Here is a 25,946-nt window from a genome sequence, read left to right as displayed (position 1 = left end):
ACGCCTGCCGGGCCGGAGGGAGGTACCATTGGGGTTTGATCCCCGTAACGGTCCCGATTCATGCGTAATCCGCTGATGCTCCTTCCGCTGGCCGTGGCCCTGGCCGCCGGCTGCTCCCAGGAGGCGGCCGCGCCCGCCGCCGCCCCGACTGCCGCAAAGGCCCCTGCCGCCCCCGTGAACGCCGAGAACCGCAGCCACGACGAGAGCTCGTACGCCGAGCCGGACAAGGTCGTCATCAAGGACATCGCGCTGGATCTGAAGCTGGACTTCGACCAGAAGCAGATCGGCGGTACCGCCACCTACACCCTGGAATGGAAACAGAAGGACGCCAGGCAGCTGGTGCTCGACACCCGCGAGCTGACCGTGTCCAAGGTCGAGGCCGTTGCCGCCGACGGCGCGCGCAGCCCGCTGAAGTTCGAACTGGCCCCGGCCGACAAGGTGTTCGGCAGCAAGCTGACCATCGAGGCTGCGGAACAGCCGGCCAAGGTGGAAGTGACCTACCACACCGCACCGACCGCCTCGGGCCTGCAGTGGCTGGCGCCGTCGATGACCGAGGGCAAGAAGCTGCCCTTCATGTTCAGCCAGTCGCAGGCCATCCATGCCCGTTCCTGGGTGCCGCTGCAGGACACCCCGAGCGTGCGCTTCACCTACAGCGCGCACGTGGTCTCGCGCCCGGACGTGATGGTGCTGATGAGCGCCGACAACGATCCGAAGGCCGCGCGTGATGGTGACTACACCTTCAAGATGCCGCAGCCGATTCCGTCCTATCTGCTGGCCATCGCCGCCGGCGACCTGGTGTTTGAGCCGATCTCCGGCCGCTCCGGCGTCTGGGCCGAGCCGACCATGGTCAACAAGGCCGCCAAGGAATTCGAAGACACCGAGAAGATGATCGGTGCCGCCGAGAAGCTGTACGGCGAATACCGCTGGGGCCGCTACGACATGCTGGTGCTGCCGCCGTCGTTCCCGTTCGGTGGAATGGAGAACCCGCGCCTGACCTTCGCCACCCCGACCGTGATCGTCGGCGACAAGTCGCTGGTCTCGCTGGTCGCCCACGAACTGGCGCACAGCTGGTCGGGCAACCTGGTGACCAACGCCAGCTGGAAGGACATCTGGCTCAATGAAGGCTTCACCACCTACGTCCAGGGCCGCATCACCGAAGCCCTGTACGGCAAGGAAATGGCCGAGATGGAGAAGCAGATCGACCAGACCGACCTGCTGGCCGAAGTGAAGGACATGAGCCCGGCCGACCAGGCACTGGCGCTGCCGCCGCTGAACGAGCGTGATCCCGACGAAGCCCTCAGCCAGGTGGCCTACGTCAAGGGTGCGTGGTTCCTGGAATTCCTGGAGCAGCGCTTCGGCCGCGAGACCTTCGATCCGTTCCTGCGCGGCTGGTTCGATGACCATGCTTTCCAGAGCGCGAACACCGACCAGTTCGTCGACTACATGAAGAAGAACCTGCTGCCGAAGAATCCGTCGGCAGTGACCGAGGCCGAACTGAAGGCATGGCTGGACGAGCCGGGCATTCCGGCGTTCGCGGCCAAGGCGCAGTCGCGCAACTTCAGCAGCGTCGATACCGCGCGCATCGCCTTCGCCAGCGCCGGCACTGTGCCGAGCAGCCAGGTCATCGCCGACTGGAGCACGCAGGAATGGGTGCGCTTCATCGATGGCCTGGGCGCGACCCAGCCGCTGGACAAGCTGGCCACGCTGGACAAGGCCTTCCACTTCACCGGCACCCCGAATGGCGAGATCGCCATGCGCTGGTACCCGCTGGCAATCCGCAGCGGCTACGAGCAGGCCAATGAAGGCGCGGCGGCATTCATCGAGCGCGTCGGCCGTCGCAAGCTGATCCTGCCGATCTACGCCGAACTGGTGAAGACCCCGAAGGGGCTGGAGCTGGCCAAGCAGGCCTTCGAAAAGGCCAAGCCGGGCTACCACCCGATCACCACCGCCTCGGTCCAGGACATGCTGGCCAAGGCTGAAGCCAAGTAAGCGGTAGTGCCGGCCGCTGACCGGCAACCGGTCACTGCTTCACCACCAACGGCGGGGAAACCCGCCGTTGGTGTATCCGCTTTTCGCTGCCGATAGAATCGGGATGCACTCGCAAAGGACCTCCGCCATGAAACGACTGATCCTGCTCACCGCCTGCACCCTGGCGCTGGCCGCCTGCAGCAACCCCGAGGAAGAACGCAAGGCGCAGGAAGCCGCCGCGGCCGCCGTGCAGGCGCAGAAGGAGGCCAAGGCCGAAGACCTGGCCAAGCAGTACGACATGGCCGTGGCCGCGCAGGACTGGGAGCGCGCGCGCCTGCACGGCGCCTCGCTGCTGGACCAGTACAAGGACACCGCCGCCGCCGAGCGCATCGCTGCAGGCTTCGACGAGGTCAAGGCCAAGGGCGATGCCGCGCGCGACCTGCGCCGCATGCAGGCGCTGTGGCAGTACAACCAGATCCCGGTGGGCAACAAGGGCAACCAGGTGTCGGCGCAGATCTACAGCAAGGAACGGGTGGACGTGGATGGCAGCGGCGCGAAGACGGTGCAGCTGGTGTTCCGCGATCATCCGGAGTGGAAGCGGCATGCCTACCTGGTGCTGCAGGCCGGCGATTTCCGTTGCCCGCAGTGCACGGTGAAAGTGACCGTGGACGACGGCAAGCCGGTGTCGATGGCGGCGTGGCGCCCGAAGACCGATGAAGCCATCGCCCTGTTCATCACCGACCAGAAGGCGCTGTGGAAGCTGGCGCGCAAGGGCAAGTCGATCAGCATCGAGTTCCCGGTCAAGGCCGGCGGCACCCGCACGGCGGTGTTCGAAACGGGTGGTGTAGACGCCAGCCGCATGCCGCAGTGGTGGCAGTGACGGGGGCGGCGGGCAGCGCAGTGCACGCGTTGTCCGCGATCCGGCACTGGGTGTTCGACATGGATGGCACGCTGACCGTCGCCGTGCATGATTTCGCCGCGATCCGCCGTACGCTGCAGATCGCCGCGGAGGAAGACATCCTCGACCATATCGCGGCGTTGCCGGATGCATCGGCGCAGGCCAAGCGTGAGTGGTTGCTGGATCACGAGCGCGCGCTGGCCGAGGACGCGCTGCCGGCGCCGGGTGCGGTGAAGCTGCTGCGCGCGCTGGCGGCGGCTGGCTGCCGGCTGGGCATCCTGACCCGCAATGATCATGCGCTGGCGAAGCTGACGTTGGACGCGATCGGGGTCGGGGCGTTGTTCGACGATGCCGACATCATTGGTCGCGATGAAGCGGTGCCCAAGCCCTCGCCGGAGGGCCTGCAGCAGCATCTGCGGCGATGGGGCATCGGGCCTGCGCAGGCGGTGATGGTGGGTGACCACGCCTACGACCTGGAGTGCGGCCGCGCCGCGGGCGCCCATACCGTACTGGTCAACCTGCCGGAAAACCCATGGCCGGGCCGCGCCGACTGGCATTTCGCCGATTGCCGCGCGCTGTTGGCTGCCTGGCAGGCCGCATGACCGGCGCGCGCAAGCCGAGCATGGGCTCGGCTCTACAGAGAGCAGGCAACGTGTCGGTCGGAAGTTCCGGTAGTGCCGGCCGCTGGCCGGCAGTGTCGACCAAGGTCGACACCTACCAACAGCATTCCCAGCGGCGCATCGGGTGGAAAGCCCCCTTGTTGTTCAAGGGGGCGCGCTGAAGGCGCGGGGATAAGGTGGAATGCGCGAGCAATTTGGTTACGCGCCAAGCGCGTAGCCAAATTGCTGCTTGAACTGCTCGTTGAACTCATCGAAGGTGAAACGTTGGTTCTGCGTGCCCGGATGCTCGACCTTCAGCGCGCCCATCAGGTTGCCCATGCGGCCGATGGTCAGCCAGTCGTAGCCCTTCTGGATGCCGTAGATCAGGCCGGCGCGGAAGGCGTCGCCACAGCCGGTCGGGTCGACCACGCGGCGCTCGTGCGCCGGCGGGATGTCATAGCTCTTTTCCGGGGTGTGGATGACCGCGCCTTTCGGGCCACGGGTGGTGATGTAGGCCTTGACCCGGCTGACGATCTCCTTTTCGTCCCAGCCGGTGCGCTCCTGCAGCAGGTTCGACTCGTAGTCGTTGACCACCACGTAGTCGGCCTGCTCGATGAAGGCGCGCAGTTCCGGGCCGTTGAACAGCGGCATGGCCTGGCCCGGGTCGAAGATGAACGGGATGCCGTCTTCGTGGAATTCCTGCGCGTTCTGGATCATGCCTTCGCGGCCGTCCGGGCCGACCAGGCCCAGGGTCACGCCCGGCACCCCACGCACGTGGTTCTCGTAGGAACGCATCATCGCGCCCGGGTGGAAGGCGGTGATCTGGTTGTTGTCGTGGTCGGTGGTGATGAACGCCTGCGGGGTGAACAGCTCATCGATCACGCGCACGCGCGACAGGTCGATGCCCAGGCCTTCGAAGTATTCGCGGTACGGGCCGAAGTCCGAACCCACGGTGCCCATCGGGATCGGCTGGCCGCCCAGCAGGTGCAGGTTGTAGGCGATGTTGCCTGCGCAGCCGCCGAACTCGCGGCGCATGCGCGGCACCAGGAAGGACACGTTCAGGATGTGCACCTTGTCCGGCAGGATGTGATTCTTGAACTGGTCCGGGAACACCATGATGGTGTCGAAGGCAAGAGAACCACAGATCAGAGCGGACATCGATGTAAGCCTATGCGGTGAATTTTGGGGTGGGCCGGCCCGGTTCATCGGGCAAGCAAACGGCGCCCTTGGGCGCCCGACGGCGCAAAGGTTACCCGCTGGTGCCGCTCAGGGCCAGAACCGGGTGAGACCCGATCAGGCCGAAAGCCTGTGAAGACGCGGGTTCAGCTAGTTTTTTCCTTGCTCGGCGGCAGGCGGGTTGCTAGGCTTGTCGGCCTCGATTTCTGCCCATTTTTTCGCCATCCCGCGGCGGGCACGACACCCCTCAGGACTCCTTCCTCAGATGTTCAAGAAACTCCGTGGCATGTTCTCCAACGACCTGTCCATCGACCTGGGCACGGCCAACACCCTCATCTACGTGCGCGGGCAGGGGATCGTGCTGAACGAGCCGTCGGTCGTGGCCGTGCGCCAGGACCGTGCCATCGGTGGCACCCGCTCGGTGGCAGCCGTCGGCGCCGAAGCCAAGCAGATGCTGGGCCGTACCCCAGGCCACATCACCACCATCCGCCCGATGAAGGATGGCGTCATCGCCGACTTCACCTATACCGAGGCGATGCTCAAGCACTTCATCAAGAAGGTGCACAAGTCGCGCGTTCTGCGCCCGAGCCCGCGCGTGCTGGTCTGCGTGCCGGCCGGCTCGACCCAGGTCGAGCGCCGCGCAATCAAGGAATCGGCCGAGGAAGCCGGTGCCCGTGACGTGTTCCTGATCGAAGAACCGATGGCCGCCGCGATCGGCGCCGGCATGCCGGTCACCGAAGCCCGTGGCTCGATGGTCATCGACATCGGCGGTGGCACCACCGAAGTGGCGGTCATCTCGCTCAACGGCATCGTCTATTCGGCCTCGGTCCGCATCGGCGGCGACCGCTTCGACGAGTCCATCACCAACTACGTGCGCCGCAACCACGGCATGCTGATCGGTGAAGCCACCGCCGAGCGCATCAAGGTCGAGCTGGGCTGCGCCTACCCGCAGGCGGAAGTGATCGAGATGGAGATCTCCGGCCGCAACCTCGCCGAGGGCGTGCCGAAGATGATCAAGATCAGCTCCAACGAGGTGCTCGAGGCCCTGCACGAGCCGCTGTCGGGCATCGTCAGCGCGGTCAAGCTGGCGCTGGAGCAGACCCCGCCGGAACTGTGCGCCGACGTCGCCGAGCGCGGCATCGTGCTGACCGGTGGTGGCGCCCTGCTGCGCGACCTGGACCGCCTGATCTCCGAGGAGACCGGCCTGCACGTGCAGGTGGCCGACGATCCGCTGACCTGCGTGGCGCGCGGTGGCGGCCGTGCGCTGGAGCTGGTGGACATGCACGGCAACGAGTTCTTTGCGCCGGAATAAGCCGTCCCGGCCGTTCCTGCCCGCCGCGCCCTTCCGGGGTGCGGCCCGCCGTGATGGCGGGCCGGCACCGGCGGGGCGCCCGCGTGTTTCCCTTCCGCCTTCTGCCAGTTGAATCGTTGCCGTGCCGCCCTACGCCGGTCCTCCCGTCGCCTCCCGATCCGGTGATGCCGCCAGCCCCCTGCGGTTGCTGGCCTATCTCGCGTTGGCCATCACCCTGATCGTGCTTGATGACCAGGCCGGCTGGCTGGCACGCCTGCGCGAGCAGGCCAACAGCCTGGTACAGCCGGTATGGGCACTGGCTGGCCTGCCCGGCAAGCTCGGCAACCAGGTCAAGGACTCCGCCGCCAGCCATACCCAGCTGGTCGCCGAAAACCGTGAACTGCGCAACCAGCTGCTGCTGGCCAACGCGCGCCTGACTCGCCTGCAGACCGCCGCGCTGGACAACGCCCAGCTGCGCGAACTGCTGAACGTGGCCGAGCGCAGTGGCCTGGACGTGCAGCTGGCGCCGATCCTGGACATCGACCTGGACCCGGTGAAGCAGCGCCTGGTGCTCGACGCAGGCAGCCGCGAGGGCGTGCACGTCGGCCAGGCGGTGATCGACGCCGGCGGCCTGATGGGGCAGGTGATCAGCGTCACCGGTGGCACCTCCACCGTGCTGCTGCTGACCGATCCCGACCACGCGGTGCCGGTCACCGTGGCCCGCAACGGCGTGCGCCTGATCGTCTATGGCCGCGGCGACACGCTGGAACTGCGCGACATCCCGCTCAGCGCTGGCGTGGAAGTGGGCGATGAGATCGTCACCTCCGGCCTCGGCGGGCGCTTCCCGGCCGGTTTCCCGGTCGGCACCATCACCGGCCTGCGCCCGGACGACACCCACGCCTTCCTGGTCGGCGAACTGAAGCCGGCGGCCCAGCTCGACCGCGGCCGCGACGTGCTGCTGCTGCGCCCGGGCGCGGCGATCCGCTTGCCTGCGGCCAGCGAACCGCAGCCGACTGCACCTTCGGCGCAACCGGCCCGCGCATCTTCCCTTACCCCCCCGCCTTCGGCGCGCCCCCCTCAACAAGAGGGGAGCTCTCCACCCGCCGGGTCCCCGGTAGTGCCGGCCGTTGGCCGGCAACCGCAACCCGCCCAGTCCATCCAACCCGCCGCGCAGGAGCCCGCACGATGAGCCGCCTGCGCGACAACCCGTGGGTGCTGCCGGCCAGCCTGGTGGTGGCGCTGCTGCTGGGCCTGCTGCCGCTGCCGGCGCTGCTGCAGCCGCTGCGCCCATACTGGCTGGCGCTGGTGCTGGCGTACTGGGTGATCGAAGCTCCCGAACGCGTCGGCCTGGGCATCGCCTTCGCCAGCGGCGTGGTGGCCGACCTGCTGTACGGCGGCGTGCTGGGCGAACAGGCACTGCGGCTGGTGATGCTGGCCTTCATCCTGCAGCGCTTCCGTGCCCGCATCCGCTTCTTCCCGATGTCCCAGCAGATGCTGGCCATCGGCGGCCTGCTGTTCAACGATCGCATCGTCAGCGCGCTGGTCCACATCGTGGTGGATGAGCCAACGCTGCCCTGGTCGTACTGGTGGGCGCCTCTGCTGGGCATGGGCCTGTGGCCGCTGGTGTTCGTGCTGCTGGACGCGGTGCGCTTCGGCAAGCGCGGGCGCTGAGCCATGATCCCGCGCCGCCAGGTCAAGAACCCGCACGCCGAAGCCGAACAGTTCCGCCGCCGCGCGGCGCTGGGTTTCCTGGGCGTGCTGGTCTGCCTGCTGGGCCTGGGCGGCTGGTACTTCAAGCTGCAGGTGCTGGACCACGACGTCTACGCCACGCGCTCGGAGGCCAACCGCATCAAGCCGCGACCGGTGGTGCCGGGGCGCGGCATGATCTACGACCGCAACGGTCGCCTGCTGGCCGAAAACGTGCCGGCCTTCCGCCTGGACGTGACCCCGGACAAGGTCAAGGACATGGATGCCACCCTGGAAGGGCTGGCGAAGATCATCAACATCAGCCCGGAAGAGCTGGAAGCATTCAACAGGTCGCGCAAGGCGCGCCGCAAGTTCCTGCCGGTCACGCTGAAGCTGCGCATGAGCGATGAGGAGATGGCGCGCTTCGCCGTCGACCGCTGGCGCTTCCCCGGTGTCGAGCTCGAACCCTACCTGACCCGGCGCTACCCGTACGGCGATCTGTTCGCGCACATCATCGGCTACGTCGGCCGCGTTGATGACAAGGATCTGGAGATCCTCGGCGAAGGCAATGCCGCGCTGACCCACATCGGCAAATCCGGCCTGGAGCGCTATTACGAGCAGCAGCTGCGCGGCAAGGTCGGCTACGAGCAGGTCGAGACCAACGTGCAGGGCCGCGCGATCCGCACCATCGGCCGCGTCGCCGCGCAGTCCGGCGCCGACCTGCGGCTGTCGATCGACGCCGACCTGCAGCGCGCGATGGTGGCCGCGTTCGGCGACCAGGAAGGTTCGGCGGTGGCGATGGATCCGCGCACTGGCGAAGTGCTGGCGATGGTCAGCCTGCCGTCCTACGATCCCAACCTGTTCGTCAACGGCATTTCCCATGCCGACTTCAAGGCCTTGAACGAAAACCCGTCGCGGCCACAGTTCAATCGCCTGGTGCTCGGTGGCGTCGCTCCCGGTTCCACGCTGAAGCCGCTGATCGGCCTGGCGGGACTGGACTCCGGCGTGCGCCGCCCGGAAGACAAGGTGCTGTCCACCGGCATGTTCTACCTGCCGGGCACCTCGCGCGGCTGGGGTGACGCCCACCGTGGCGGCCACGGCTGGACGGATCTGCGCAAGTCCATCGCCGAATCGGTCAACACCTATTACTACAAGCTGGCGCTGGACCTGGGCATCGAGCGCTTCGACCATTACATGGAGTACTACGGCTTCGGCCAGCCGACCGGCATCGACCTCACCGGCGAGATCGGCGGCATCCTGCCGTCGCCGGCCTACAAACGGAAGACCCGCAAGGAAGCCTGGTATCCCGGCGATACGGTCAACATCAGCATCGGCCAGGGTGACTGGAAGGTCACCCCGCTGCAGCTGGCGCGCGGCGTCAGCGGCCTGGCCGACGGCCAGCTGCGCACCCCGCACCTGGTGATCCAGCAGCGCGCCGGCTTCGACAGCGACTGGACGGCAATGCCGGCCGGCGAAAGCAAGCCGATCAGCCCCAACCCCAACAACGTGCAGGCCGTGCGTGAGGGCATGATGGCGACCATGCGGCCCGGCGGCAGCGGCTGGCGCGTCGCGGTCGGTGCGCCGTACGTGATGGCCGGCAAGACCGGTACCGCACAGGTCATCAGCCGCAAGGGCACTGCTGCAGTGAACCCGAAGAGCCTGCCGATGCACCTGCGCCACCGCGCGCTGTTCGTTGGCTTCGCGCCGGTCGAGAGCCCGGTCATCGCGATTGCGGTGGCAGTGGAAGGTGGTGGCTATGGTGGTTCGGCCGCGGCGCCGATCGCGCGCAAGGTGTTCGACGCTTACCTGTTGGGCAAGATGCCCGAAGGCATGCAGCCGCTGGACAGCGAGCGCGGCACCACCGCCATCGGCGCCACCGCGTTCGACAACGAAGACGCGGGCGCACGTCAGGCCGGTGACCTCGCCGCTGCACAGGTGGGAGAGCATCCGGTGCTGATCGGTGCACCCGCACCGGAGCCGGCGCCTGCGCCGCAGCCGGGTGCGCCGACCGCCGCGCTGCCCGCCACGCCCCGCCCGACCCCTGCGGAGCCTGCACGATGAGAGTGTTCCTGCGCTGGGCCGGCGACATGCTGCGCCGCTTTTTCAGCACGCTGGACTGGGTGCTGTGCCTGGCCCTGGGCGCGCTGATGGTGATTGGCCTGGCGACCCTGAAGAGCGCTGGTGGCGACAGCCTGGTGATGGCGCAGGGCGCGCGTTTCGCGGTGGGCATGGCCGCACTGTGGGGCATCTCGCGGGTGCCGATCCTGCGCATCCGCTCGGCCACGCCGATGATCTACGCGATCTCGATGATCCCGTTGCTGGCGGTGTTCGTGCTGGGCACCGGTAAATATGGCCGGCAGTGGCTGGACCTGAAGTTCTTCTACCTGCAGCCGGCCGAACTGCTGAAGGTGAGCCTGCCGATGATGGTGGCGTGGTACCTGCACAAGATGCCGCTGCCGCCGCGCTTCAATACCGTGCTCGTGGCCTTGATCATCATCGGCGTACCCACCGGCCTGGTGATGCTGCAGCCGGACTTCGGTACCGGCGTGCTGATCGCCGCCAGCGGCGTGTTCGTGCTGCTGCTGGCGGGCCTGCCGTGGTGGTGGGTTGGGCTGGGCGTGGGCGGCGTGGCAGCGGTTGCGCCGGTGGCCTGGTTCTGGTTGCTGCGGCCGTACCAGAAGGACCGCATCATGATGTTCCTGGACCCGGAGATGGACGCGCTGGGCGCCGGCTGGAACATCATCCAGTCGAAGATCGCGATCGGTTCCGGCGGCTTCGATGGCAAGGGCTGGGGCGAAGGCTCGCAGTCGCACCTGAACTTCATTCCCGAGCAGACCACCGACTTCGCGTTCTCGGTGTTGAGCGAGGAATTCGGCTGGATCGGCGTGGCTACCGTGCTGGCTTTGTACCTGGTGGTGATCGGGCGCTGCCTGTGGATCGCCAGCCAGTCACGCGATTCCTATTCGCGCCTGCTGGCGGGTGCCACCGGCCTGGCGTTCTTCGTCTACGTGCTGGTGAATGGCGGGATGATTTCCGGCCTGCTGCCGGTGGTAGGCGTGCCGATGCCGCTGATCAGCTACGGTGGTACTTCGGCGGTGTCGCTGCTGGCCGGTTTCGGCCTGGTAATGGCGGTGCGCAGCCACAACCCGGTGCACGGGGGTTACGGGTAACATCGGCTGCGCGCTTCTGTAGAGTCGAGCCATGCTCGACTGCCGGAAATGCAGTCGAGCATGGCTCGACTCTACAAACGCAGGACCACAATGACAGCTTCACGCAAGCACCCGTTGCTACCGTGCCCGCGTGAAATGGAAACGACTGCTTGGCGGCTGCCGTGAGGCGCTGCGCACGATCGATCTGCCGTTGCTGGGCGCGTTGTTGATCCTGATGGGCGCCGGCCTGGCGGTGCTGCACAGCGTGTCCGGCCCGGTGGCCGGGCAGGCGGCACGCTTTGCCGGTGGGCTGTTGGCGATGTGGCTGCTGTCGCGTGTTTCGCTGCTGCGATTGCGTGCATGGACCCCTGCGATCTACGCGCTGTCGATGCTGCCGCTGATGGCGGTGTACGTCATCGGCACCGGCAAGTACGGGCAGCGCTGGCTGAACCTCGGCGTGTTCTACCTGCAGCCGTCCGAGCTGCTCAAGCTCAGCCTGCCGCTGATGATGGCGTGGTACCTGCATCGGCAACCACTGCCGCCCTCGCCGCGCACGGTATTGACTGCCGCGCTGCTGATCGGCATGCCGGCGGTACTGATCCTCATGCAGCCCAACCTCGGCACCGCCACGTTGGTCACTGCCAGTGGCGTGTTCGCGTTGTTGCTGGCGGGCTTGCACTGGGGCTGGTTGGCGACCGGGGCGGCAGGGCTGGCAGTGGCTGCACCCCTGGCGTGGTTCGGCTTGCTGCGGCAATACCAGAAGGATCGTGTGCTGACCTTCCTCGACCCGGCGGCCGACCCGCTTGGTACCGGCTGGAACATCCTGCAATCGCGCATCGCGATCGGTTCCGGGGGCTGGCAAGGACGTGGCTGGGGGCAGGGCACGCAGGCCACGCTGGATTTCCTGCCCGAGTACACCACCGACTTTGCGTTCTCGGTGCTGGCCGAAGAGTTTGGCTGGATCGGCGTGGCGACGCTGTTCGCGCTGTACCTGTTCGTGGTGGGGCGTTGCCTGTGGATTGCGGTGCACGCGCGCGACACGCACGCGCGATTGCTGGCCGGTAGCCTGGGGCTGGCGTTCTTCGTCTACGTGCTGGTGAACGGCGGAATGATTTCCGGCCTGCTGCCGGTGGTGGGCATTCCGATGCCGCTGATCAGTTATGGCGGGACCTCGGCGGTTTCGCTGTTGGCCGGCATCGGGCTGGTGATGGCGGTACGCGGGCATCGGCCCGTGCACGGGGGATAGCGTTTCCAGCCAACGGCGCAGCCCCCTCGTGGGTGGTGTCTGGGTGGTCGCGGAAAGCAGAAGCCGCGGGTGGGCCGGTCGGGTTGGGTACGCGGGGGACGCCGTGAATCCGTCCCTGGAGGCTTGGCAGCCGCATCCATGCGGCTGACACCCCCGCGTACCCAACCCGACCGCCCTCTGACAGATTTTGGCGGTCTGCCACCCACGGAGAAGCAAGAGAAAATCAAAAGCGGGTCACGGCGCTGCGCTTGCTCGTGAGCCGAGCATGGCTCGGCTCCACACAAGGCAATGAAGCGACCCGCCAAACCGCTTTTGCTTTTGATCTTCTCTTTTCTTCTCCGTGGGTGAACGCGCCCGAAAACTGTCAGCGGCCGGGTGGGTGGGCAGTGCGGGGTGTCCGCGGCATGGATGCCGCGGCCAAGCCCCCATGGATGGGTTCACGGCGTCCCCGCACTGCCCACCCACCCGGCCAGCTCCCAGCAATCCGGCTTTCTGCGACCACCCAGACACCACCCACGAGGGGGCTGCGCCGTTGGCCGGAGACTTCCTGGCGCTGCGCAATGCCCGTTGTGGAAGCGTTCTCACAACAATGCGACGCAACACGCTCTCCGACCAAAGTCCGCGAAAAACGTTAGCTGGTTCACATTTTTACACCGCGTTGATCTTGATCAATGGACTTGTCGTAATCGGCCTGCACAATGGCGGCCCGTTCGGTACGGCGCGCCGTCAATCGATGCAGCGCGAGGGGGCGTCGGGCGGGAGCAGTACTGATCCAACGGGTACAGGGAGCGCGGGGAACTGCCACTGGGGAGCGGCAGCCGCGCAGGTACCGACCGGATCCGGTCGCCGGTTGCGTCTGCGGGGATGGGGACGCAACCGGCCACCTCTATCTGAATGGGGAAGCTTGATCACGACGTCTTCACATTTCCCGCTAAACGCGGGCAAATCGTTGTGATTCATGGTGTTAGGGGTTTTAATTCATCCATGACCTGCTAACCTGCGACGATGATTCGACGCACTCTGGCCTGCATGCTCACCCTCGGCCTGGTCGCCTGCGCGACCCAGCCGAAGTCCCCACCGTCTCCGCCCCAGGCCAGCAGTACGCCGCGCCAGCCCGCCACCAAGGCCCACGGCCCGGCCGAGGCCGCGCCCGAAGCGGCCGCTGCTACAGCGCCGCCGGTCGATCTCACCCCGGTGCCGTTCGAGGTCGCACGGGCCCGCTTTGTTGCCGATACGGCCAAGCGCTATGGCCTGAAGCCAGAGCAGATCAGCAGCGTGCTCGACCAGGCGCAGGTGCGCCAGCCGATCATCGCCGCCATGTCGCGCCCGGCCGAACGGGTCAAACCGTGGAACGAATACCGGCCGATGTTCATCAGCAAGGCACGCATCGATGGCGGCCGTGCGTTCCTGGCCCAGCATCGTGCCGAACTGGATCGCGTGCAGCAGCGCACCGGCGTGCCGGCCGAAGTGATCGTGGCGATCATCGGCGTGGAGACCAGTTACGGGAAAAATGCCGGCAACCACCGCGTGCTCGATGCGCTGTACACGCTGGCGTTCTACTACCCGCGCAGTGGCGACCCGGCCAAGCTGGAACGCGAAGTGCGTCGCGAGCTGTTCTTCCGCGATGAGCTGGCCAAGCTGTTCGAGCTGGGCCGTGAGGAAAAGCTGGACATCACCACGCTCAAGGGCAGCTATGCCGGTGCGATGGGCATGGGCCAGTTCATGCCGTCCAGCTATCTCGATTACGCCGTGGACGGTAATGGCGATGGCCGTCGCGACCTGTTCACCAGCTACGACGATGTGTTCTCGTCCATCGCCAATTATTTCGTGAAGAAGGGCGGCTGGGTCCGTGGTGGCCAGGTGGCCGTACCGGCCACGCTGGCGCCGGGGCGCGAGGAGTTCAACCCGACCGAATGGATGCCGACCTGGTCGCTGGCCGACCTGGCGCAGCGCGGCTACCAGCCCAGCGCTGCGGTGCAGCCGGGCGCCACCGCAACGCCGATCACGCTTGAGGGCAGCACCGGCAAGCAGTACTGGCTGGGCTTCCAGAATTACTACGCGATCACCCGCTACAACCTCTCGAAGATGTACGCGATGGCCGTGTTCCAGTTGTCCCAGGCCATCGCCGGACAGGAGCTGCCCCCGGCATGAACATCAGATGGCTGGTCCCGAGCTTGATCGTCCTCGCGCTCGCTGCCTGCAGCAGTGCGCCGAAGAAGCCGGCCACGGCCGGCCACGGTGGCAAGCCCAGCGGCACGGTGGTGCAGGGTCGCGGCTCGCGCCCGGCGCATTGCCCGGAGGGCTCGCCCTATGCCGCGGCCAAGGAAGACCCGAACACGCGCGGCAACTACACCGCCGGGGGGCTGTACAAGCCCGGCGTGCGTGACAGCACCCCGGACTACATTCCCAACGTCGCCTGCATTCCCGAGCCGGAAGTGACCGCCGAAGAGCGTTCGGCCATCGGCAACAAGTCGCCGTACGTGGTGCTGGGCAAGTCGTACAAGGTGCTCGACGACACCCGCAACTATGTCGAGCGCGGTACGGCCTCGTACTACGGCGCCAAGTTCCACGGCCGCCTGACCTCCAACCGCGAGGTCTACGACATGTACCAGTTCACCGCCGCGCACAAGACGCTGCCGCTGCCCAGCTTCGCCCGCGTCACCAACCTGGACAACGGCGAGTCGGTGATCGTGCGCGTCAACGACCGTGGCCCGTTCCATGATGGCCGCGTGGTCGACCTCAGTTATGCCGCCGCGGTGCGGCTGGGCATCACCCAGCGCGGTACCGGCAACGTGGAAGTGCGTGCGCTGCAACCGGGCGAGAGCAACCTGCTGGCCCAAAAGCCGTCGCGCCGCGAGCGCCGTGCCGCCGAAACGGCTGTCGCGGCGGCCAGTACGCGCCCGGTAACGGCTGCGCGTGCCACCGCCGACAGCGACATTGATCGCCTGGTCAAGCGCCTGCCGGCCGACGCCATGCCTGCGCGTGGCCAGCCGGCCACCACCCAGGGCGTGGCCAGCGCCGTGCCGGACGTGGCGGTCAGCAGCCTGCCGCCGAGCGCACCGCCGGCGCGCAGCGCCCCTGTGGCACCGGTTGCCGTCGCCAGCGCGGCGCCGCGCGCGGTCACGCCGGCGCCGGCGCGTACGACGCCGGCCACACCGACGGCCCCCAGCCTGTCGCAGCAGGTGGTAGGCGCAGTGATGGTGCAGGTCGCCAGCTTCTCCAGCCGCGACAATGCCAACCGCGCAATGGGCCAGCTCAACGCCGCCGGCATCGTTGGCGCGACCATCAGCGACATCGCCGCCGGTGGCCGCACCCTGTTCCGCCTGCGCGTTCCCGCCAGCGACCATGCCAGTGCCGCGGAACTTGTCGGCCGCATTGCCGGTCTGGGCCTGGGTTCGCCGCAGATCGTCAAGGATTGACCCGCCCGGGCCGGTGCTGCCGGCCCATGCTGCCCCGGCCTTACAATGGCCACTACGTTCCACCCTCCATTCCTGGCCGTCCCCTGGAGCCTGCTGTCCAATGAATTTCCGTTCCGCCGCCACCGCCCTGGCCGCCACCCTGGTGGTGGGCCTGGCTTCCGCCCAGACCCCGCTGCCGACCCCGGCCACGCCGGCGCCCGCCGCCGCCGCTGCCGCCCCGGCCACCGTTGCCACCCCGCCGGCGCCGGTGCCGAGCGTATCCAAGGCCTGGGTGCTGATGGACTACGCCACCGGCCAGGTGCTGGCCGGCGAGAACATCCACGAGCAGCTCGCGCCGGCCAGCATCACCAAGGTGATGACGTCCTACGTGGTTGCCGCCGAGGTCAAGAACGGCAAGGTCCGTGCGGATGACCAGGTGATGATGAGCGAGCGCGCCTGGCGCGAAGGCGGCGCCGGCACCGATGGCAGCTACAGCGGCTTCCCGGTCAACCAGACCGCACGCCTGGAAGACATGGAAAAGGGCATGGCGATCCAGTCCGGCAATGACGCCGCGATCGCCCTGGCCGAGCACGTGGCCGGCAGCGAAGAAGCCTTTGCGTCGCTGATGAACAGCTACGCCGCCAAGATCGGCATGAAGAACTCGCACTTCGTCAACGCCCACGGCCTGACTGCCGAAGGCCACCACAGCACCGCCTACGACCTGGCGCTGCTGGGCCGCGCGATGGTGCGTGATTACCCGGAAACCTACGCGTACAACAAGATCAAGGAATTCCAGGTCGGCAACATCAAGCAGCCGAACCGCAACCTGTTGTTGTGGCGCGACGGCAGCGTGGACGGTATCAAGACCGGCCACACCTCCGAAGCCGGTTACTGCCTGATGAGTTCGGCGCAGCGTGGCGACCAGCGCCTGATCGCCGTGGTATTGGGCGGTGCGTCGGAAAAGCAGCGCGCCGATGACAGCCTGGCCCTGCTGAACTGGGGCTTCCGCTTCTTCGAGACCCACCGCCTGTACGAGCCGGGCAAGGCCGTTGCCGAGCACAAGGTCTGGAAGGGCACCACCGACAAGGTGCAGCTGGGCGTGGCCCAGCCGATGCTGGTGAGCGTGCCGCGCGGCCGCTACAACGACCTGAAGCCGAGCATCGATGTGCCCAAGACCCTGGAAGCACCGTTCACCGCCGGCCAGCAGATCGGCACCGTGAAGGTCACCCTGGATGGCAAGGTCGTCGCCGAAGCGCCGCTGGTGGCCGTGGCCGCCGTCGAGCAGGCCGGCTTCTTCAAGCGCCTGTGGGACAGCTTCTGGATGTGGTGGGAATCGGAATGATCCACGCCCCGGCGTGGTGAACGAAAAGGCCGGCGAATGCCGGCCTTTTCTGTTTCGGGATGCCGGTTGCGTGCGGATGCGGGTAGTGCCGGCCGCTGGCCGGCTCCGCTTGAACCCATCCGGATGTGCCAACAGCCGGCCAGCGGCCGGCACTACCCTCAGCCGCTCGCTTACAGCGAGCGATGCAATAACCGGTGTGCCGACCAACGGTCGGCACCTACCCGCTTCACCATCAGCCCCTCGCCTACAGCGACCGGCTGATGGTGAAGCTGCCGAACACCGGCGCCTCGCGCTGGCCGTTGAACTCGCGCGTGCTGTGGTAGCGCGCGGCGGCGAACTTCCAGCGGCCGTACATCACCGCCACGCCGTACCCGCCGTAGGCCACCACATGGCGCTTGTCCACGCTGTGACTGTTGCGGAAGGTGTTGCCATCGAGGGTGATATCGCGGATCACCCAGGCAGCGTCCGAGGTCGCGAACAGGTGCCAGGACCACCCACTGGGGCGGCCGCGGCGGGTCGGCGCGGTGTTCTCGCCGGCCGGGCGCAGCGGCGTGCTGCCGAAGTCGTCTGGCAGCTTCCAGCCAAAGCGCACTTCACCGCCGAAATTGGCCTTGGTTTCCAGGTTGCCGATCGACCCGCCGTAGTGGCTGATGGCGTCCCAACCCCAACCGTCGGCATTGACGCTGGCATCGCCCGGCCAGCGGCGCATGCGCTCATGGGTCAGCATGAACAGTGGTTCGTTGTGCAGCTGGTTGTCCCAACCCTTGAATTTTTCGTCGCCCAGCACGTCGTGCACGGCATTCTGCACCTGCTTGCCCTGTGCCCACGGACCGACCACGCCCAGTGTCAGCTGGGTGGTCTGCAGGCGGTCGCCGCTGCGCGCATTGAAACCGAAGTTCGCGATCAGCACGCCGGCGTAAGGGCGGTCGTCCTCGATCAGGTCCCTGCGAGTGAAATCGGTCGGGGTGAAGATCCCCTGGCCGATGCTGAAGATCATGTTCTGCTGTTCGAACTTGCCCGGATGCAGCCCTTCCAGGTACCGGTTCACCCAGCGCGCCATGCGCGGCAGGCAGGGGTCGTCGGTGTAATCGACCAGATTGGGGGAAACCAGGGTCAACAGCGCACCGTTGGTATAGCCCTGATCCTGGTGGCGGCCGCCGAACAGGTCGTTGTCGACGCGGAAATTAACCTGCGGCGGGTGGTCGCGCATGGCGTCCGGGCCACATTGTTCGGCCGCCTGGGCGGCAAGGGGGAGGGCAGAGGCCAGCAGGCCGGCGAGCCCGAGAGCTGCGACACTACGCATGGATGGAATGCTCATGGGGAAGGGGGCGGTTTTCAGTCGTTTTCTGCAACGCTACGGTACTCGTGCCCGCGCGTCGGAACGAGCACGTCCGGATCACTTGTCTGTTCCGAAAACAACATTGTCCGGCGGGCACAATTTGTTACCCGCGTACGCGCCGCAGGCCGGGCGTGAAGGCGGTCGCGGGCCGCCCGTACGATGTTCGCGTTGGTGACGGTCAGGAGATTGCAGTCAGCTGCCGTTGGGCCTCAGGCCCGTCCCTTGGGCTGCCTGCAACGCAGCAGACCGCCGGTGCGGTCCTGGCGTTGATGAATACTCTTGGGTTTGTTGCCCTGCGGCCCGATAATGGGGCCATGGAAATCAAGTCCGACAACCCCGACCACGGCTTCCAGTTCCCCGGCCAGTTCGAGCTCAGCGCCATGGGCCCGGCCAACCGCGGCCTGGAGCATGAGCTTCCCCGCCTGTTGCTGGCCGCCGGCATCGATGTGGTGAACGAACGCATCAGCTGGAAGCACTCCTCCAACGGCAAGTACGTGTCCGTCCGCATCGTGTTCAAGGCCGGGAGCCGCGAACAGTACGACCTGGCGCACCAGGCGCTGCGTGACCACCCGGAAGTGAAGTGGACGCTGTAGCCGACTCCTGCCCGGCCGAAGCCGCCCCGGAGGACCGTGCGCCGCGTCCGGCGCTGGTCCGTGACCTCGGCCGCCAGCCCTATGAACCGGTGTGGCGCGCCATGCAGCGCTTCACCGACCAGCGCAGCGACGCCGATGCCGACGAGCTGTGGGTGGTCGAGCACGATCCGGTGTTCACCCTGGGCCAGGCCGGCAAGGACGAGCATGTGCTGGCGCCGGGCGACATCCCCGTGCTGCACGTGGACCGCGGCGGCCAGGTGACCTATCACGGTCCCGGCCAGATCGTGATCTATCCGTTGCTGCGCCTGCCACGGCTGGGTATCGGTGTGCGCGACTACGTGTGCCGCATCGAGCAGGCGCTCATCGATACCCTGGCCGAGTGGAACATCGGCGCCGAACGCCGCGAGGGCGCCCCGGGCGTCTACGTCGGTGGTGCCAAGATTGCCGCACTCGGCATCCGCGTGCGCCGCGGCTGCACCTTCCACGGGCTGGCCTTCAACGTGGCCATGGACCTGGAACCCTTCCACCGCATCAATCCCTGTGGCTATCAGGGGTTGCAGGTGACCTCGGTGCTGGACTTGGGCGGCCCCTCCGGGATGGAGGCCGTCAAGCCGGTGCTGCTGGACCACCTGGCCCGCCAGTTTGGCCTGCTGCTGCAGCACACGCCCGAACTGCCCGATCTTTCTGCGGCCGCCTGACCGCCCCCCGGAACTGCCATGACTGAAACCACCGCCCGTTCCATTCCCCTGCAGATCGTGCAGGGCGATTCTCCGTCCACCGCGCCGTTGCAGGCCGGGGTCAAGCAGCTGGGCGGTGACAAGATCAACCGTTCGCCGGTGCAGTTCGCCGACGCGCCGGTACTGCGCAAGCCGTCCTGGATCCGCGTGCGCATTCCTTCGGGCAATGCCGTGCAGAACCTGAAGGCCAAGCTGCGCGAGAACCGCCTGGTGACCGTATGCGAGGAAGCCAGCTGCCCGAACATCCACGAGTGCTTCGGTCATGGCACCGCCACCTTCATGATCCTCGGTGAGGTCTGCACCCGGCGCTGCTCGTTCTGCGACGTGGCCCATGGTCGCCCGAAGCCGCCGGATGCCAACGAGCCGGCCAGCCTCGGCCAGACCGTGGCCGACATGGGCCTGAAGTACGTGGTGGTGACCAGCGTCGACCGCGATGACCTGCGCGACGGGGGTGCCCAGCACTTCGTTGACTGCATCACCGCCATCCGCGAGAAGTCGCCGGGTACCCGCATCGAGGTGCTGACCCCGGACTTCCGCGGCAAAGGCCGCATGGAACGTGCGCTGGAGATCCTGGCGCAGAACCCGCCGGATGTGTTCAACCACAACATCGAGACCGTGCCGGACCTGTACCGCAACGTGCGCCCGGGTGCGGACTACCAGTGGTCGCTGAACCTGCTGAAGAACTTCAAGGCGCAGCACCCGGACGTGCCGACCAAGAGCGGCATCATGCTGGGCCTGGGCGAGGACTTCGAACAGATCAAGGCCACGATGCGTGACCTGCGCGCGCACGACGTGGACATGATCACCATCGGCCAGTACCTGCAGCCGACCGCGCACCACCACCCGGTGCTGAAGTACTGGACCCCCGAGGACTACAAGGCGCTGGAAGACTACGGTTACGAGCTGGGCTTCAGCCATGTGGCGTCCGGCCCGATGGTGCGCTCCTCGTACCACGCCGACGTGCAGGCCAAGGGCGCAGGGGTTTCCTGACACCCTCCCGGTGGGTGGGAGCTGCTTCTCCTGTGGGTGCGGACCGTTGGTCCGCACACCTCTGCCTGCGGTAGAGCCGAGCCCATGCTCGGCTGCTTGCTGCCGGCCAGCCGAGCATGGGCTCGGCTCTACATGCATTCACAATTTGCTACACCGGCCCGGCTAGGCTGGTTTTCCACCGAGCGCGGCCGGGTGACAAACCCGGCAACTTTCGGCACTGTCGGGGTGTCTGAACACCCTGCAGTCTCCCCCTTGGCAAGGCGCCTTCGAGCACGTCAATGAAATTCAAAGCCCCCGCATTCCTGATGGCCCTGGCGCTGGTCGCGCCGCTGGCGCTGGCGGCCAAGGCCGACTCGCCTGCATTGCCCGCTGCGGCAACTGCCGATCAGGTGACCACCTCCAAGCTGGTATATGGCCTGTTGTCCGACAGTCGTTACGCCTACCGCCCGCGTGCGCTGGACGAGGCCACCTCCAAGGACGTGTTCAAGCGCTATCTGGAGACGCTGGACGGCGCCAAGCAGTATTTCACCCAGGCCGACGTGGCGCGCTTCGCGCCCTTCGAAGCCAACATCTCCTCGGCCATCCGTGGCGGCGAACTGGAACCGGCGTTCCAGGTGTTCGCGGTCTACAAGCAGCGTGTCGGCGAACGTGTGGCCTTTGCGCGCAAGCTGCTCAAGCAGGAGCCGGACTTCACCACCGACGAGCGCTTCGAGTACGACCGCAAGAAGGTGCCGTGGGCGGCCAGCAGCGCCGAGCTGGATGAGCTGTGGCGCAAGTCGGTGAAGAACGACTGGCTGCGCCTGAAGCTCGCAGGCAAGAAGCCGGACGATATCCGCAAGACGCTGGACAAGCGCTACGCGACGCTGGAGAAGTCGGTCAATGAGCTGAAGGGCGAAGACGTCTTCCAGTTCTTCATGAATTCGTACACCAGCGCGGTTGATCCGCACACCGATTACTTCACCCCGCGCACGGCCGAGAACTTCAACCAGGCGATGTCGCTGTCGCTGGAAGGCATCGGTGCGCAGCTGCAGCGCCAGGACGACGTGGTGGTGATCCGCGAGATCATCGCCGGCGGCCCGGCTGCGGTGGACGGCACGCTGAAGCCGGGTGACCGCATCGTCGGCGTTGGCCAGGGCAAGTCTGGCCAGGTCGAGGACGTGATCGGCTGGCGCATCGACGATGTGGTGGCCAAGATCCGCGGCGCCAAGGACACCCAGGTCAAGCTGGAGTTCATTCCGGCTGCCGAAGGTGCCGACGGCAAGCACCACACCCTGGTACTGACCCGGCAGAAGGTGCGCCTGGCCGAACAGGCCGCCAAGGGCGAGACCATGACCATTCCGGCCGCCAACGGCGAGCCGGCACGGAAGATCGGCGTGATCAAGCTGCCGACTTTCTACCAGGACTTCGAAGGCCGTCGCCGCAACGCCGCCGACTATGCTTCGGCCACCCGCGACGTGGCCAAGCTGCTGGCTGGTTTCAAGAACGACAAGCTGGACGGCGTGGTGCTGGACCTGCGCAACAATGGCGGCGGTTCGCTGGATGAAGCCATCGAACTGACCGGCCTGTTCATCGAGCAGGGCCCGGTGGTGCAGGTGCGTGAGTCTGGTGGCCGCGTCACCGTCAACAGCGACCGCAACCAGGGTGTGGCGTGGGATGGCCCGCTGGCGGTGCTGATCAACCGCGGTTCGGCCTCGGCCTCGGAGATCTTCGCCGGTGCGATCCAGGATTATGGTCGTGGCCTGGTGATCGGTGAAACCAGCTTCGGCAAGGGCACCGTGCAGAACATCGTCGACCTCGACCGTTGGCCGAGTGGCGAGACCCAGCGCTTCGGCCAGGTCAAGCTGACCATCGCCCAGTTCTTCCGCATCAGCGGCAGCAGCACCCAGCACAAGGGCGTGGTGCCGGACCTGGCCTTCCCGGCCAGCGTCGATGCCACCGAGTTCGGCGAGAGCACCTACGATAACGCCCTGCCGTGGACCCGCATCGCCGCCGTGCCGCACACCCAGTACGGCAACTTCGCGCCGCTGCTGCCGAAGCTGGAGGTCCGCCACGACGCGCGAATCGCCACCGACAAGGAATTCCAGTGGTGGAACGAGGACGTGCAGCAGTTCCGGACCGAGGCGGCGAAGAAGTACATCTCGCTCAACGAGGCCACCCGTCGCGCCGAACGCGAGCGCCAGGACGCCCAGCGCAAGGAACGCCAGCTGCAGCGCAAGGAGCTGGGCCTGGCCCTGGACCCGCTGGCCGATGACAGCAGTGATGATGGCCTGACCGGCAACGAACGCGACATCGTGAAGGATGCCGCCCGCGAGAAGGCCGCCGAAAAGCGTCCGGACCCGCTGCTGCGCGAGTCGGCCTCGATCCTGGCCGACGCGGTGAACCTGCTGGCCAATGACCGTCCGCTGTCGGCCCAGGTGCTGCCGCAGTCCACCGGCGCGGGGCGTTGGGCGGACTGAGCCGGAGGCGGCGCACGACATCCGCAGGGGCCGGCATTGCCGGCCCCTATCTGTTTGGGAAGCCCATTCCCGGTCGCGCCGGGCCATGCCCGGGCCAATGAAGTGCCGCAAACGACTTGATCCCCTCCGTCCCCTTTTACGTGCATGAACCGGGAGCAACGTGGGGGGGCATATCGACCTGCCGCACACGGGGGCGGGACTACCCTTGGTGCTTCCGTCCTCGCAGGAGTACCCATGCGGGCCTCCCGTCTTTCCCGCGCTGCCATGGCCTGCGCCAGCGCCTTGATCCTTTCGGCCTGTGGTGGCCGCGCCGCCGACAGCACCGTGCTGCGCGAGTCTTTCGATTCCGGCGATACCTTCTCGCGCACCGTTGAGGGACGCCCCGGCGAAGCCTGCGAGGCCGCGCGCCGCACGCTGCTCAGCCAAGGCTATGCCATCGCCCGCTCCGATGACGCACAGGTGGAGGGCAACAAGAACTTCCAGCCGCGCGAGGATGACCATGAGCAGCTGGTGCTGCGCATCTCCTGCGCCCCGCGCGGCAGCCAGACGCTGGTGTTCGTCAGTGCCGTGCAGGACCGCTACGCGCTGAAGAAGAGCCCGACCTCGGCCAGTGTCGGCGTGGGTGCGCTGGGCTCGGTGTCGCTGCCGTTCGGCAGCAACGACGACTCGCTGGTGAAGGTGGCCAGCAGCACGGTCACGGATGCCGAGTTCTATCGTCGCTTCTTCCAGCGCCTGCAGCAGTATCTGCCGGCCGCGGCTGGCACGCCATCGCCATCGCCGTCGCCGGCAGCGGCGCCGGAACCCGCACCGGCGGTCACGGACCAGGGCTGAGTGTGCGCGGCAGGTGGCTGATTGCAGCCCTGCTGGCGCCCGCGTGGGTCGTGGCAGCGCCATCCCCGGACTGTACGCAGGGCCTGCTGCAGCGGTTGGGGTGGCGCTTCGAAGAAGCGTCCCTCACCGCGCCGCAGGTGCGCGGTGGTCCCGTATGTACGCGTGCCTCGCTGGCTGATTCACAGGCGGCCGGCGACCTGCAGGTGCGGTGGCCGGCGGCGCTGCCCGCTGCCGCTCGGCAGGCACTGCTGCAGCAGCTGCTGGATGACCCCGCCACCGTCTGCGCCTATGCCTTCGAGCTGGGGGCGGCCACGCGGCGCGCGACTTCGGCATTGCAGGGCAATCCCACGTTCCGCTTCTCCGGCCCGCAGCTGGGATGGATCGGCTTCGGATTGCAGGGCGCACCGGCACAGGGTTGGCAGCGTACGCGCAGTTTCGGTCGTGGCTTCGTGCCCCGCGCGGGCAACAGCCATGCGCTGCAGGCGTTCTACAGCGGTGCCGTGCGTGCCGAATGCGGTGTCGGCCGCCAGGTCGCACAGCTGGCCACCCAGCGCGAGCTGTATGGCGATGCTGCGTTCGACACCGGGTTCGCAGCGGAGGAACTGTCGATCGGCACCTTCCTCGCGCTGCACGACACCGACAGCATCCTGCTCGGCGCGCATGCGGGCGACCTCTTCGCCGATGGCAAGGCGGTGCGCACCGCGGCGATGGGGCGGCAGGCGTTCGTGGGCGTGCCCGGTTTCATCGAACATGTGTACGACAAAGGCACGCTGGACGACCTGAGCAACCAGGCCGAGAACTTCGTGGTGGTCGAGGTGGGCGAGGGCGCTGCGCAGGCGCTGGCGCTGCACGCCGGCCTGGCCTGGTACGACCAGCGCAATGCCGAGCTCTGGAAACTGGCGCAGGACATTCCGCGCGCCGGCCAGCGCTATTTCGAGCGCCTGCTGTTCGAGCGCGATCCACAGCTGCGCGCACGCCTGGCACCGCGCTACCACGCGGCTCTGGTGCGCATGGATCAGCTGCTGGACGATCCGTTCTACCAGCAGTTCGTGATCTACGTGCATCCGCGCGGTATACGTCCTATCGGCTACCACATCGTCCGCCTGCTCGATCGCAACCCGAGAACGCCGTTTTCGATCGACCTGGCGGTGCACAATCTGCATACCACGCTCTACCGGCGTTGGCGCGAGGCGCAACTGCGCCACTGCGCGGCTACCGGCAGGCCAGGCAGCCTGACCCTAGACCCCAACTGAAGGTGAAACAATGGATATTGCAATGATCGGCCTCGGCCGCATGGGCGCCAACATGGCCCAGCGCCTGCATCGCGGCGGCCACCGCGTGGTCGGCTACGACCCGGGCGAAAGTGCGCGCCAGCGCGCTGCAGAAGCCGGCCTGGAAGTGGTTGATTCGCTGGCCGCCGCCGTGGCCGCGCTGCCGGTGCCGCGCGTGGTGTGGCTGATGGTGCCGGCGGGTGAAACCGTCGACCAGACGCTGGGACAGCTGACCCCGCACCTGGCCGAGGGTGACATCGTCATCGACGGCGGCAACTCCAACTACCAGGACTCGATCCGTCGCGCCAAGGCGCTGGCGGAGGACGATCTGGGCTACGTCGACTGCGGCACCAGCGGCGGCGTGTGGGGCCTGCAGGAAGGCTACAGCCTGATGGTCGGTGGCGAAGCGCCGGTGGTGGAGCAGATCGCACCGCTGCTGCGCACGCTGGCTCCGGCGGAGGATCGCGGCTGGGCGCGTGTTGGTCCATCCGGCGCCGGCCATTTCACCAAGATGGTCCACAACGGCATCGAATACGGAATGATGCAGGCCTATGCCGAAGGCTTCGCGCTGATGGAGCGCAAGCAGGAAATGGAACTGGACCTGGCCCAGGTGGCCGAAGTCTGGCGCCACGGCAGCGTGGTGCGTTCGTGGCTGCTGGACCTGAGTACCGAAGCACTCAAGCGCAATCCGTCGCTGGATGGCATCGCGCCATACGTGGAGGATTCCGGCGAAGGCCGCTGGACCGTGGCCGAAGCCATCGCGCTGGACGTGCCGGCACCGGTGATCACGTTGTCGCTGCTGGAGCGCCTGCGTTCGCGCGAATCGAATTCGTTCACCGATCGCCTGCTGTCGGCGATGCGCAATGAATTCGGCGGCCACGCCATCAAGAAGTCGTAAGCACTGCGGTGGGGTCAGAGTCCTTCGGCGTTGCCGAAGGGATCCGACCCCGGGCAGATCGGGGTCGGATCCCTTTCC

General features: G+C 67.1%; 21 protein-coding genes. 19 read left to right on the top strand and 2 right to left on the bottom strand.

Annotated features, from left to right (window positions below; genetic code table 11):
- The first annotated feature begins 60 nt into the window (after nt 1-60).
- The 3 genes from ACUDTM_RS09765 to ACUDTM_RS09755 all read left to right on the top strand — a co-directional run bounded on the left by ACUDTM_RS09765 (nt 61) and on the right by ACUDTM_RS09755 (nt 3,468).
- The gene (locus ACUDTM_RS09765; RefSeq protein WP_111098682.1) at nt 61-1,989 is read left to right on the top strand and encodes a M1 family metallopeptidase; all 1,929 of its coding nucleotides are present in this window, start codon (nt 61-63) and stop codon (nt 1,987-1,989) included.
- Between the two features lie 127 nt (nt 1,990-2,116).
- On the top strand, nt 2,117-2,848 hold the full coding sequence (locus ACUDTM_RS09760; RefSeq protein ID WP_072167194.1) for a hypothetical protein: 732 nt from the start codon (nt 2,117-2,119) through the stop codon (nt 2,846-2,848).
- Nucleotides 2,836-3,468: an HAD family hydrolase gene (locus tag ACUDTM_RS09755; protein WP_111007807.1), complete on the top strand. Its 633-nt coding sequence runs from the start codon at nt 2,836-2,838 to the stop codon at nt 3,466-3,468. The genes ACUDTM_RS09760 and ACUDTM_RS09755 overlap by 13 nt, the downstream gene beginning before the upstream one ends.
- A gap of 216 nt (nt 3,469-3,684) precedes the next feature.
- On the opposite strand, the gene ACUDTM_RS09750 is transcribed toward ACUDTM_RS09755, so the two are convergent.
- Entirely contained in the window at nt 3,685-4,623 is a 939-nt protein-coding gene (locus tag ACUDTM_RS09750) for a carbohydrate kinase family protein (protein ID WP_005419403.1), read from the bottom strand.
- A gap of 283 nt (nt 4,624-4,906) precedes the next feature.
- Between ACUDTM_RS09750 and ACUDTM_RS09745 the strand changes: the two genes are divergently transcribed.
- The 9 genes from ACUDTM_RS09745 to ACUDTM_RS09705 all read left to right on the top strand — a co-directional run bounded on the left by ACUDTM_RS09745 (nt 4,907) and on the right by ACUDTM_RS09705 (nt 16,753).
- Nucleotides 4,907-5,953, top strand: coding sequence for a rod shape-determining protein (locus ACUDTM_RS09745; RefSeq protein WP_005419402.1), 1,047 nt, complete (start codon nt 4,907-4,909; stop codon nt 5,951-5,953).
- A gap of 121 nt (nt 5,954-6,074) precedes the next feature.
- Nucleotides 6,075-7,121 carry a rod shape-determining protein MreC gene (mreC, locus tag ACUDTM_RS09740; RefSeq protein ID WP_111007806.1) on the top strand — a complete coding sequence of 349 codons (1,047 nt, stop codon included), beginning with the start codon at nt 6,075-6,077 and terminating at the stop codon, nt 7,119-7,121.
- Nucleotides 7,118-7,603 carry a rod shape-determining protein MreD gene (gene mreD, locus ACUDTM_RS09735; protein ID WP_005419400.1) on the top strand — a complete coding sequence of 162 codons (486 nt, stop codon included), beginning with the start codon at nt 7,118-7,120 and terminating at the stop codon, nt 7,601-7,603. The genes mreC and mreD overlap by 4 nt, the downstream gene beginning before the upstream one ends.
- 3 nt (nt 7,604-7,606) lie before the next feature.
- Nucleotides 7,607-9,679: a penicillin-binding protein 2 gene (gene mrdA, locus ACUDTM_RS09730; RefSeq protein WP_111201660.1), complete on the top strand. Its 2,073-nt coding sequence runs from the start codon at nt 7,607-7,609 to the stop codon at nt 9,677-9,679.
- Complete coding sequence (gene rodA / locus ACUDTM_RS09725) at nt 9,676-10,788, top strand: rod shape-determining protein RodA (RefSeq protein ID WP_005419392.1); 1,113 nt, start codon at nt 9,676-9,678, stop codon at nt 10,786-10,788. The genes mrdA and rodA (ACUDTM_RS09725) overlap by 4 nt, the downstream gene beginning before the upstream one ends.
- Nucleotides 10,789-10,918: 130 nt before the next feature.
- Nucleotides 10,919-12,013, top strand: coding sequence for a rod shape-determining protein RodA (gene rodA / locus ACUDTM_RS09720; RefSeq protein WP_151355351.1), 1,095 nt, complete (start codon nt 10,919-10,921; stop codon nt 12,011-12,013).
- A 1,005-nt stretch (nt 12,014-13,018) separates the two neighbouring features.
- Nucleotides 13,019-14,164 carry a lytic murein transglycosylase B gene (gene mltB, locus ACUDTM_RS09715; protein ID WP_061479687.1) on the top strand — a complete coding sequence of 382 codons (1,146 nt, stop codon included), beginning with the start codon at nt 13,019-13,021 and terminating at the stop codon, nt 14,162-14,164.
- Nucleotides 14,161-15,432 carry a septal ring lytic transglycosylase RlpA family protein gene (locus ACUDTM_RS09710; protein WP_053498246.1) on the top strand — a complete coding sequence of 424 codons (1,272 nt, stop codon included), beginning with the start codon at nt 14,161-14,163 and terminating at the stop codon, nt 15,430-15,432. Before mltB ends, ACUDTM_RS09710 begins: the two co-directional genes overlap by 4 nt.
- A 100-nt stretch (nt 15,433-15,532) precedes the next feature.
- Nucleotides 15,533-16,753, top strand: coding sequence for a D-alanyl-D-alanine carboxypeptidase family protein (locus ACUDTM_RS09705; protein ID WP_061479685.1), 1,221 nt, complete (start codon nt 15,533-15,535; stop codon nt 16,751-16,753).
- A gap of 244 nt (nt 16,754-16,997) precedes the next feature.
- Here ACUDTM_RS09705 and ACUDTM_RS09700 read toward each other — a convergent pair whose 3' ends face one another.
- Nucleotides 16,998-18,056, bottom strand: coding sequence for a lipid A deacylase LpxR family protein (locus tag ACUDTM_RS09700; protein ID WP_080376906.1), 1,059 nt, complete (start codon nt 18,054-18,056; stop codon nt 16,998-17,000).
- Between the two features lie 350 nt (nt 18,057-18,406).
- Here ACUDTM_RS09700 and ACUDTM_RS09695 point away from each other — a divergent pair, with 350 nt between their 5' ends.
- From ACUDTM_RS09695 to gnd, 7 genes are all read left to right on the top strand, one after another.
- Nucleotides 18,407-18,685, top strand: a complete 279-nt coding sequence (locus ACUDTM_RS09695; RefSeq protein ID WP_065196483.1) for a YbeD family protein — start codon at nt 18,407-18,409, stop codon at nt 18,683-18,685.
- Nucleotides 18,673-19,383 carry a lipoyl(octanoyl) transferase LipB gene (gene lipB, locus ACUDTM_RS09690; RefSeq protein WP_065186232.1) on the top strand — a complete coding sequence of 237 codons (711 nt, stop codon included), beginning with the start codon at nt 18,673-18,675 and terminating at the stop codon, nt 19,381-19,383. The genes ACUDTM_RS09695 and lipB overlap by 13 nt, the downstream gene beginning before the upstream one ends.
- Nucleotides 19,384-19,401: 18 nt before the next feature.
- Nucleotides 19,402-20,412, top strand: coding sequence for a lipoyl synthase (lipA, locus tag ACUDTM_RS09685; protein ID WP_072167187.1), 1,011 nt, complete (start codon nt 19,402-19,404; stop codon nt 20,410-20,412).
- A 278-nt stretch (nt 20,413-20,690) separates the two neighbouring features.
- Nucleotides 20,691-22,868 carry a carboxy terminal-processing peptidase gene (locus ACUDTM_RS09680; RefSeq protein WP_072167186.1) on the top strand — a complete coding sequence of 726 codons (2,178 nt, stop codon included), beginning with the start codon at nt 20,691-20,693 and terminating at the stop codon, nt 22,866-22,868.
- Nucleotides 22,869-23,102: 234 nt separating this feature from the next.
- The gene (locus ACUDTM_RS09675; RefSeq protein ID WP_111007679.1) at nt 23,103-23,699 is read left to right on the top strand and encodes a DUF2242 domain-containing protein; all 597 of its coding nucleotides are present in this window, start codon (nt 23,103-23,105) and stop codon (nt 23,697-23,699) included.
- A gap of 2 nt (nt 23,700-23,701) precedes the next feature.
- Nucleotides 23,702-24,952, top strand: coding sequence for a hypothetical protein (locus ACUDTM_RS09670; RefSeq protein WP_088496531.1), 1,251 nt, complete (start codon nt 23,702-23,704; stop codon nt 24,950-24,952).
- A 10-nt stretch (nt 24,953-24,962) separates the two neighbouring features.
- Nucleotides 24,963-25,868, top strand: coding sequence for a phosphogluconate dehydrogenase (NAD(+)-dependent, decarboxylating) (gene gnd / locus ACUDTM_RS09665; RefSeq protein ID WP_072167183.1), 906 nt, complete (start codon nt 24,963-24,965; stop codon nt 25,866-25,868).
- The last annotated feature ends 78 nt before the right edge of the window (nt 25,869-25,946 follow it).

This window comes from Stenotrophomonas maltophilia group sp. vghtpe118, from assembly GCF_052605195.1.
This window is presented reverse-complemented; position numbering and strand designations above follow the sequence as displayed.